Raw genomic sequence first — 9,363 nt, forward strand, 5'->3', positions numbered from 1 at the left:
GTCCGTCAGTGCCGGGTGGAGGCGTGCTCGGCGCGCTCCGTGAGCCGCCACAGCTCCTCGCGCAGCCGCGCGACCTCTGGAGCGCCCAGCCCCGTCGTCGTGAGCAGTGCGCCGGGGACCCGCGCCGCGCGCTCCCGGAGTTCGCGCCCGCGCTCGGTGCACGCGACCAGCACCGAGCGCTCGTCCCGCGCCGAGCGCTCACGGCGCACCAGTCCCGCCGCCGCCAGCCGCTTCAGCAGCGGCGACACCGTGCCGTAGTCGAGGCGCAGGGCCGCGGCCAGTTCCTTCACCGTGGTCTCGTCGCGCTCCCACAGGACGAGGAGGACGAGGTACTGCGGGTAGGTCAGGCCGAGTTCGTCGAGGAGCGGGCGGTACGCCGCGGTCACGGCGCGCTGGGCCGCGTACAGCGCGAAGCAGAGCTGCTCGTCGAGCAGTAGCGACCCGGCGTCCTCTTGATGCGTCACCCGCCCATTGTCCCGGACGATCCGGGACGGCCCGGGACGGCCGTCACGGAAACGCGTCAGCTCCGCTCGGCGGCGGCCGGAACGGACCTCGGGTCGAAACCGTAGGGCAGTTCAAGACGGTGGGCGCGCATCAGCGCGTCGCCGGACAGGAGGTCGCCCGTCGGGCCGTCCGCGGCGATCACGCCGTCGCTCAGGATCAGGGAGCGCGGGCACAGTTCCAGTGCGTAGGGCAGATCGTGCGTGACCATCAGGACCGTGACGTCCAGCGAGCGCAGGATGTCGGCCAGTTCGCGGCGGGAGGCCGGGTCCAGGTTGGAGGACGGCTCGTCGAGGACGAGGATCTCCGGCTCCATCGCGAGGACCGTCGCGACCGCGACCCGGCGGCGCTGGCCGAAGGACAGATGGTGCGGCGGCCGGTCGGCGAAGTCCCGCATGCCGACCCGCTCCAGGGCGGTGTGCACCCGCTCCTCCAGCGCGGCCCCCTTCAGCCCGGCCGCGGCCGGACCGAACGCCACGTCCTCCCGCACGGTCGGCATGAAGAGCTGGTCGTCCGGGTCCTGGAAGACGATGCCGACCTTCCGCCTGATCTCGGCCATGTGCTCCCGGCCGACCGGCAGCCCGGCCACGGTCACCGTGCCGGTGCCGCCGCCCAGGATGCCGTTGAGGTGCAGCACCAGGGTCGTCTTGCCGGCGCCGTTCGGGCCGAGCAGCGCGACCCGTTCGCCGCGCCCGATCGAGAAGTCCACCCCGAACAGGGCCTGGTGGCCGTCGGGGTACGCGAAGGCCAGTCGGGCCACTTCCAGCGAGGGAGTCACAGGTTCCAGCGAAGTTTTCACAGGGTCCATCCCAGCAGGCAGACGACGAGGGCGGCACAGGGCAGGGCGAGGGCGTACGACCACTGCGCCCGGGACGCGGTCACCTCGTCGATGACCGGCATCGAACCGGCGTATCCCCGGCTCACCATGGCCAGATGCACACGCTCGCCGCGCTCGTAGGAGCGGATGAACAGCGCGCCGGCCGACTTGGCGAGCACTCCCCAGTGGCGTACGCCGCGCGCCTCGAAGCCGCGCGACTCCCGGGCGATCCGCATCCGGCGCATCTCGTCGGTGATGACGTCGCCGTAGCGGATCATGAAGGAGGCGATCTGGACGAGCAGCGACGGGAGTCTGAGGCGCTGCAGGCCGAGGAGGAGTTCACGCAGCTCGGTGGTGGCGGCCAGCAGCACGGAGGCGGCGACGCCCAGCGTGCCCTTGGCGAGCACGTTCCAGGCGCCCCACAGGCCGTTGACGCTCAGCGACAGACCGAGGACGTCCACCCGCGCGCCCTCCGCCACGAACGGCATGAGCACCGCGAAGGCGACGAACGGCACCTCGATGAGCAGCCGCTTGAGCAGGAACCCCGCGGGTACGCGCGCGAGGTACGCCACATTCGCGAGCAGCACGGCGTACAGCCCGAACGCCCACATCGCCTCGCGCGGGGTCGACACCACGACCACCACGAACGCGAAGGCGGCGGCCAGCTTGGTGTGCGGGGGCAGCGTGTGCACGGGGGAGTGCCCGTGCCGGTAGAGCCTGTGTGCGTGTCCGGCGCCCATGTCAGACGCCCGTGCTCGCCGTGTTCGCCGTGCTCGTGGGCGAGACGTCGTTCGTACGGCGCCTGCGCACCGCCCAGAACACGGTGCTGCCCGCGACGACCGTGACGCCGACGCCGATCACCCCCGCGAGTCCGCCGGAGAGGCGGGCGTCGGAGACGTCCTTCACGCCGTAGCCGGCGAGCGGGGAGCCGTCGGACGCGTGCTTCCCCGCCTTCTGGTCGATGCCCTTGTCGTGCGCGACCTTCTCCAGGCCGTCGGGGTCGGCGGAGGCGTAGAAGCTGACGAACCCGGCGAGCACCAGGGAGGTGACCAGGCTGGTGATCCACAGCGTGCGGTGCGAGCGGGCGGCGACGGGGACCGGCCGGGCGGTGGGCGCGTCGACGAGCTCGCCGTTCACCCTCAGCTTCAGACGCTGCTGGAGTCCGCGGGCGCCGTACACGAGGTCCGGCCGTACGGCGATGACGGCGCCGACCGTGAGCGCGGTGATCGCGGCCTCGCCGATGCCGATGAGGACGTGGACGCCGATCATCGCGGTGGCGACCTTGCCGATGGCGACGTCGGTGGTGCCGCCGACCGCGTAGATCAGTGTGAAGGCGACGGCCGCGGCCGGCACGGAGAGGACGGCGGCGACGAAGGAGGCGACGGTCACCGAGCGCCGCTTGCGGGGGAGCACCTTCACCAGGCCGCGGAAGACCGCGTACGACACGACCGTCGTGACGATCGCCATGTCCGTGATGTTGACGCCGAGCGCGGTGAGGCCGCCGTCCGCGAAGAGGATGCCCTGCATGAGCAGGACGACGGAGACGCAGAGCACGCCCGTGTAGGGGCCGACGAGTATCGCCGCGAGGGCGCCGCCGAGCAGATGGCCGCTTGTTCCGGCCGCGACGGGGAAGTTGAGCATCTGTACGGCGAAGATGAACGCCGCCACCAGTCCGGCCAGCGGGGCGGTCCGCTCGTCGAGCTCGCGGCGCGCGCCGCGCAGGCTCACGGCGAGGGCGCCTGCGGCGACCACTCCGGCGACCGCGGAGGTGGGGGCGTCGATGAATCCGTCAGGTACGTGCACCGTTTGATTCTAGAGGCTTGTTGCGAACCTCTTGCAAGAGCGAGGAGCTGGTTTATGCGTATCGCACATCTGAGATGCGCAGGGTTCGATGAGCACAATATGGGAAATATGCGACATTGGAGTGGAGGCGGAGGCATGACTTCCGCCCAGGTGACGCAGCGTGAGAGGGCCGTCCGATGTCCGTAGTCGAGCAGTACGCGCGAGCTCACATAGTCACGGAAGACAACGTGGACGTGCAGGAGGAACCGGCGGTCCCGGTCATCCTGCGCTACGACCCCGACGCGGACCCCCGGGCGGTGCGGGTCGGACTTCCCGGGCCGCACGAGTGGACGTTCTCCAGATCGCTGCTGGAGCAAGGGCTGCGGGCGCCGGTCGAGAGCGGGGACGTACGGGTGTGGCCGTGCGGCCGGGTCCAGGCCGTGGTGGAGTTCCACTCCCCGGGCGGCGTCGAGGTGGTGCAGTTCGAGTCGAAGACCCTGCTGCGTTTCCTGCGGCGGACGTACATGGCCGCCGAGCCCGTGGCCCATTGAGGTCCCGGTCGTCCGGCCATTGAGGGCCTGCCGCCTGCCGGGGCTCAGCTCCCCATCTTCAGCAGCGCGGCCACGATCGGTCCCGCCGTGTCGCCTCCGTGCCCGCCGGCCTGGACGACACCCGCGGCCGCGAGGTCGCCGCGGTACGCGGTGAACCATCCGTTGGGCTTCTTCTGGCCGTCGACCTCCGCCGAGCCCGTCTTCGCGCCGTAGTCGGGGCCGAGCCCGGACATCGCTTGGGCCGCCGTGCCGTACGCGGCCGTGTACCGCATCAGTTCGCGCAGCTGGGAGAGCGTGGCTGCGGACAGGGTGCGGGTGGCGGTGGCCGTCTTGCGGTGGTCCACGCTCGGGGAGACCAGATACGGCTGGTGGAAGACACCCGCCTTGATCGTCGAGGCGACCGACGCCATGTTGAGCGGGTTCATCCGGACCCCGCCCTGCCCGATCAGCGAGGCCGCCATCGAGGCCGCCGACTGCACCGGCACCGAGCCGTCGAAGGTCGGAACGCCGATCGCCCAGTTGTTCATGGACAGACCGAAGACCTGCTGAGCCTGGTTCGTCAGGTCGGCGTTGCCGAGCTTCTTCGCCTGGCTGATGAAGGCCGTGTTGCAGGAGCGCGCGAAGCTCGCCTTGAACGTGCCGCCCTTGATCTCGAAGTCGTCGTCGTTGTGGAAGGTCCAGCCGCCGTACTTCACCGTCTTGGGACAGGGGTGCTCCTTGTCCACGGACGCCAGATGCTTTTCGATCAGCAGCGACGAGGTGATGACCTTCATCGTGGAGCCGGGGGCCAGCGAGCCCTGGAAGGCCGTGTTGAAGCCGTGGCTGGTGTTGGCCACCGCGAGGATCTCCCCGGTCGACGGGCGCATGACCACGACCGAGGCCCGCTCCTGCTTGCCGACCTGCTGCTCGGCGGCCGCCTGGAGGGCCGGGCTCAGCGTCGTCCGCACCGTGCCCGGGGTGCCCTTGCTGAGCTCCACGAGCGTCTTGTCGGAGAGCTTGTGCGCCGTGGACGCCTTGCCGCGCGCCACGCGCAGTTCGAGGCCCGCCTTGCCGCCCGCCGTCTTGCCGAACTTCTCGCGCAGCCCGTCGAGCACCGTCCCCAGGGAGGGGTACTTCGCTGCGGTCAGCTCTCCTCCGTCGCGGTCCAGCGCCTTGATGGGCGGGGTGCCGGACTCGCCGGTGACCAGCTTGTCGCCGTCCTTCAGGTCCGGGTGGACGACGGAGGCGTGCCAGTCGACCAGCGGCTTCCCGTCGCTGGCGCGGCGCACGACGGTGAGCGAGGTGTCGTAGGCCAGCGGTTTGCTGATGCCCTGGTAGGTGACCGTGCCCTTGACGGAGAAGGGGACCTTGGCGCCGGTGCGGGTGCCCGCGGTGAGCGTGACGTCCTTGATGCGGGCGTCCTTGGTGTAGCCGGTGAGCTGGGTGGTGGCGGCGGCGGGGTCGTCCGTGGCGGCCGCGGCCAGGTTCACCCTGCCCTGCTGCCAGGCCGTGAGAAAGCGCTCGGCGGTGGTTCGCACCTCGGTCGCGGACAGCGGGCCGGTCTTGACCGTCCTGTGGTAGCCGGTGGCGCCGGCCTGCCCCTCGGCCGCCGCGCCGCCGTAGAGCAGATAGACGCCGAGACCCGCGCCGCCGACGACAGCGGCGATCATTCCGCCGACGACCGCGGGTCTGGTACTCGGTCGCTCGACGACGCGTCTTCTCTTACCCACTGCCTCAGTTCCTCCGCGAATTCCCCAGGGTCCCCGTCGCCCTCGTAGCCCTCACACTCCTCAACGACGCCACCCACCCTAGAGTCCCTTCCTGTACGAGTGACTTCAGCCTCCCGTCCGTAGCACAGCTGCGACAATCGGGCCGGCCGCGTCGATGCCGTGTCCGCCGTCCTGGGTCATGGCCGCGGCCGCGATGTCATTGCGGTAACCGGTGAACCAGCTGTTCGACTTCGCCTGCCCGTCGACCTCCGCGGAGCCGGTCTTCGCGCCGACGCTGCCGCTCAGGCCGCGCATCACACCGGCCGCGGTGCCGCTGACCGCGGTGCGGTTCATCATCGAGCGCAGCTGCTGGACCGTGCCGGCCGTGAGGCCCCGGGCCGTGGCCAGATCGCGGCCGTCCAGCTTCTGCGACACGAGCACCGGCTGCCGGAAGGTGCCCGTCATCGCGGTCGCCGTCACCGAGGCCAGGTTCAGCGGGCTCAGCTGCACCTGGCCCTGGCCGATCATGTTGGCCGCCGTGTCCGGGCCGCCGGAGGCGGGGACACGGCCGTCGAAGGAGGGGATGCCGACCTTCCAGTTGCCCTGCCCGAGCCCGAAGCGCTCCTCGGCCTCCTTGGTGAGGGAGTCGACCTTCACCTCGTCCGCGTACTTCACGAACGCCGTGTTGCAGGAGCGGGCGAAACTGTCGGAGAGCGTGGCGTGCTCGTCCGGGGCCAGGCCCTTGAGGTTGCTGAAGGTCTGGCTCTGCCAGGTGGCGGTCGGCGGGCAGGGCGCCGGTCCGGTCGCCGTCGTGATCCCGTTGTCGATGAGCGTCGCCGCGCTGACGATCTTCATCGTGGAGCCGGGCGCCAGCGTGCCGAGGAACGCCGCGTTGAACCCGTCGGCACGGTGGTTGGCGACCGCCAGCACCTCACCGGTGCTGGGCTTCACGGCCACCACCGAGGACTCGGCGTACTTCGTCACCGCCTTCTCGGCCGCCGCCTGCGCGCTCGCGCTCAGCGTCGTCGGCAGCCGGCCCGCCCTGCCCTCGGCCAGGGTCAGCAGGGTCGTGTCGGCGGCGCCCTCGGCCTGGTGCCGGATGGCCAGCTCCACGCCGGGCGTGCCGCCCGCCTTCTCGCCGTAGCGGCTGCGCAGCTCGTCCAGGATCGGGCCCAGGGACGGGTACTTCTCCTTCGTCAGGACCTTGCCGTCCCGGTCCACGGCCTCGATGGCCGGGCTCGCCGAATCGCCGGTGACCAGTGTGTCGCCCGTCTGCAGCCGCGGATGGACGACGGACGGCTGCCAGTCGACGAGAGGGCGGTGCGTCGTCTCGCCGCGCACCACGGTCAACTCGCTCTTGTAGTCGAGCGGCTTGGACTTCCCGTCGTACGACACCGTCGCCCGGACCGTGAAGGGCACGGTCGCGCCGGTCGCCGTCCCGGGCGTGATGCTCACCTTGGTGATGTGCGCGTCCTCGCCGTAGGCCGTCAGCAGCACACCCGCGGCCTCGGCGTTGTTCGTGAACGACGCGGCCGTCGCCGCCTGCCCCTTCTCCCAGGCCGCGAAGAACTTCCGCGTGGTGTCCCGCACCTCGTCACCACTGGGCGGCCCGGTCCTGACCGACGCCGAGCCCCCGCCCGCTCCCCCGTCCCCGCCGAGCGCGGACAGCACGTTGTACGCCCCGTACCCGGCCCCACCCACCAGCGCGGCGAACACCCCGCCCACGATGGTGACCTTGACCCCCTTGCGCATGCCGAAGTCCCCTCCCCCGCCCCCCGTTTCAGTCCTCGAACTGTAAGTGGCACAAGAGGGAACTGTGAGGACTGTATTCGGATGTTGTCCGAACAGAGATCAGAAGCGTGACTCAGACCCAGGTGTCCAGCCACATACGTGAACGCCAGGAGTCGATGGGGAGGGCTGTACCGGTGTAGAGCGGCCAGGAGTAGATGAAGTCTGCGCGGTGGGCTGTGGCAGGGCCGCGACCAGCGTGTTCTGAACCTTGCCGGTGCGTGTCCCGCTGCCTGGGCCGTCTCTGGGCCGTGATCATGGGAGGAGGCCGCTGGAGCCGCGAGCAGTTGCGGCACTCCCACGCCATGACCTAGGTGGTGCTCATCGGCGCATGATCGCCCACGGACCGGATCGGCCGGTATGTTGCCGGACCCAGCTCCACATCACATCGCTGACCACCAGCCGGACAGGCGCATCGGGCGACTGCTGTGCCCATCGACGAGACGCGTCTGCGGTACGGGTGAAAGCACCAGGCCGAGGTGCAGCTCTACCAGTCGGTCAGGTCTACGAGGAGATCGCAGTGCGGGTCGTCCGGCGCCGGCTGTTGATGCTGCTCCTCCCTGACGAGGGTGGGGATTGAGCCGATCAGCGCGGTGCGCGCGTTGGACAGGCGGACATCGGCGCCGATGATGCCGGGGCGGTCGGGGCGCTGTACGTACAGGCGCATCAGGCCGTCGCCGTGCATCAGGAAACCGATGAGGAACGGGTTCTCGTCATCGCCGGGGTCGGACAGGGCGCGCAGGACCGTGAGCGCCTGGCCCTCTTCGGGCTCCGGGGCCGGGGTGATCTCCTCCGGGCGGAGGCGAATGAGCGTCGTCCCCATGACGTCGCCGATGTCGTCGCTGCTGTAGTACTGGGTGCCGCCCAGGACCGTGCGCAGGAGGCCGGGGATGTAGGCGGGGGCAACCGTGTCGTTGGGGATTTCGTAGAGGAACGTCCGGCCGGTTTCGTCGTCTCCGGCGCGGATGGCGATCCGTACGGCGCCGGGGGCGGGCAGGACGCCGCGCAGTCGGCAGCCTTCGGCGATGGGTGCGTTCAGGTAGTAGAACAGCAGGCGGCTGACAGCCGCCTGCTGCTCTCGGTCTTCGGAGTCTGTCACCGGTTCATCCAGTCGGGGCACTTGTTGTGGCGCTGGTTGCGGCAGAACGCGTTGATGACGCCGATCTTCTGTCCCCTGCCGGCGTCGTAATTCCCGTCCTTGGTTCTACGCGTGTACTGGACAATGACGACGTAGTCGACCTGCCGCGGGCGGGGGCCGGTCTCGAAGGCGACGCCTTCGTATTCCAGGCGCCCGTGGTGGTCGTCATGGTCGACGTTGCCTCGAATGGCGGCATTGATGATCCCACACTTGCGGATGTTGTGGCGGTGGGTGAAGTGGTTCCAGCCGAAATCGGACACTCGCCGCTAACGCCACGCCGTGATCTTCTTCATGATGCTGATCACATCATGATGGGAACGCCCCCAAACAGGCACCCTTGAGCCGAACTGGCGTTCGATCTTAGCCAGTTGGTATATGCAGAAGTGTCCCGCTTCCGCTTCGAACCCTCGGGGTACTGAGTGAGCCGGAAGCCGCGAGCCTGTCTCGCACGAGCGATGCACGCTATGGAGGCGTCGCAGGGCATTTACCTCTGGGCGGGGCAGTAGCGCTGCCTAGTAGGACTCCGTTAGGTCTCTCTTGATCTTGGTGTCGTGTGTGTTCTGCTGGGCAGGGGTTGGTGGCAGGTGGTGCAGATGCCGGTCCAGCACCTCAGGATGTCTTGGAGGGCGTCGAGGGTCTGGTAGAGAGTGAGCCCGGTCCGGGGACTTTTGGGGCCAGCCGTTGTTCGGTGAGGAAGGCGTGGGCGGCGGTCACGAGGGTGACGTGGTGGTGCCAGCCCGGCCAGGAACGCCCCTCAAAGTGGTCCAGACCCAGGCCGTGCTTGAGTTTTCGGTAGTCGTGTTCGATGCGCCAGCGGACTTTGGCCAGGTGGACCAGGTCGGCGATCGCCGTGTCGGCCGGCAGGCTGGACAGCCAGTAATCGGTGGGAGCCTCGGCCTCTTGTGGCCACTCGGCCAGCAGCCAGCAGCCAGCAGTCGGGCAGGATGCCGTCCCACCAGCCCTGCTCGGACGAAGCGGTGGCCTTGATCGGACGCTCGACGGTCTTGCCGGCGGGGCGGACGCGCACGGCGGCGAAGCGGGACCGTAACTCCCCGCGCGTGCCCTGCCGCCAGGTGATGGTGGTGAACGCCTGCGGCT

9 protein-coding genes and 1 pseudogene are annotated in these 9,363 nt (G+C 69.7%); 1 reads left to right on the forward strand and 9 read right to left on the reverse strand.

Annotation, left to right across the window (positions count from 1 at the left end):
* Positions 1–5: 5 nt before the first annotated feature.
* Genes AB0I54_RS45105 through AB0I54_RS45120 form a run of 4 tightly spaced genes read right to left on the reverse strand, consistent with a single transcriptional unit; the run spans position 6 to position 3,121 of the window.
* Positions 6–464, reverse strand: coding sequence for a MarR family transcriptional regulator (locus AB0I54_RS45105; protein ID WP_363302203.1), 459 nt, complete (start codon positions 462–464; stop codon positions 6–8).
* A gap of 56 nt (positions 465–520) precedes the next feature.
* Complete coding sequence (locus AB0I54_RS45110) at positions 521–1,309, reverse strand: ABC transporter ATP-binding protein (protein WP_363302204.1); 789 nt, start codon at positions 1,307–1,309, stop codon at positions 521–523.
* A complete protein-coding gene (gene cbiQ, locus AB0I54_RS45115; protein ID WP_363302205.1) occupies positions 1,297–2,058 on the reverse strand; it encodes a cobalt ECF transporter T component CbiQ in 762 nt (253 codons plus the stop codon). The genes AB0I54_RS45110 and cbiQ overlap by 13 nt, the downstream gene beginning before the upstream one ends.
* A gap of 1 nt (position 2,059) precedes the next feature.
* Positions 2,060–3,121 (reverse strand): energy-coupling factor ABC transporter permease, encoded by a 1,062-nt coding sequence (locus AB0I54_RS45120; RefSeq protein ID WP_363302206.1) that lies wholly within the window; start codon positions 3,119–3,121, stop codon positions 2,060–2,062.
* A 176-nt stretch (positions 3,122–3,297) separates the two neighbouring features.
* Here AB0I54_RS45120 and AB0I54_RS45125 point away from each other — a divergent pair, with 176 nt between their 5' ends.
* A complete protein-coding gene (locus tag AB0I54_RS45125; protein WP_363302207.1) occupies positions 3,298–3,651 on the forward strand; it encodes an SsgA family sporulation/cell division regulator in 354 nt (117 codons plus the stop codon).
* A 44-nt stretch (positions 3,652–3,695) separates the two neighbouring features.
* Here the strand turns inward: AB0I54_RS45125 and AB0I54_RS45130 are convergent, their stop codons facing one another.
* From AB0I54_RS45130 to AB0I54_RS45150, 5 genes and pseudogenes are all read right to left on the reverse strand, one after another.
* Positions 3,696–5,360, reverse strand: coding sequence for a penicillin-binding transpeptidase domain-containing protein (locus AB0I54_RS45130; protein ID WP_363302208.1), 1,665 nt, complete (start codon positions 5,358–5,360; stop codon positions 3,696–3,698).
* Positions 5,361–5,465: 105 nt separating this feature from the next.
* Positions 5,466–7,091 (reverse strand): penicillin-binding transpeptidase domain-containing protein, encoded by a 1,626-nt coding sequence (locus tag AB0I54_RS45135; RefSeq protein WP_363302209.1) that lies wholly within the window; start codon positions 7,089–7,091, stop codon positions 5,466–5,468.
* 523 nt (positions 7,092–7,614) lie between these two features.
* The gene (locus AB0I54_RS45140; RefSeq protein WP_363302210.1) at positions 7,615–8,226 is read right to left on the reverse strand and encodes a hypothetical protein; all 612 of its coding nucleotides are present in this window, start codon (positions 8,224–8,226) and stop codon (positions 7,615–7,617) included.
* A complete protein-coding gene (locus AB0I54_RS45145; protein ID WP_363302211.1) occupies positions 8,223–8,525 on the reverse strand; it encodes a hypothetical protein in 303 nt (100 codons plus the stop codon). The genes AB0I54_RS45140 and AB0I54_RS45145 overlap by 4 nt, the downstream gene beginning before the upstream one ends.
* A gap of 349 nt (positions 8,526–8,874) precedes the next feature.
* Positions 8,875–9,363: pseudogene (locus AB0I54_RS45150) on the reverse strand (transposase); the annotation flags it as partial.

The sequence above is a fragment of the Streptomyces sp. NPDC050625 genome, assembly GCF_040654755.1.
Classification (GTDB): Bacteria; Actinomycetota; Actinomycetes; order Streptomycetales; family Streptomycetaceae; genus Streptomyces.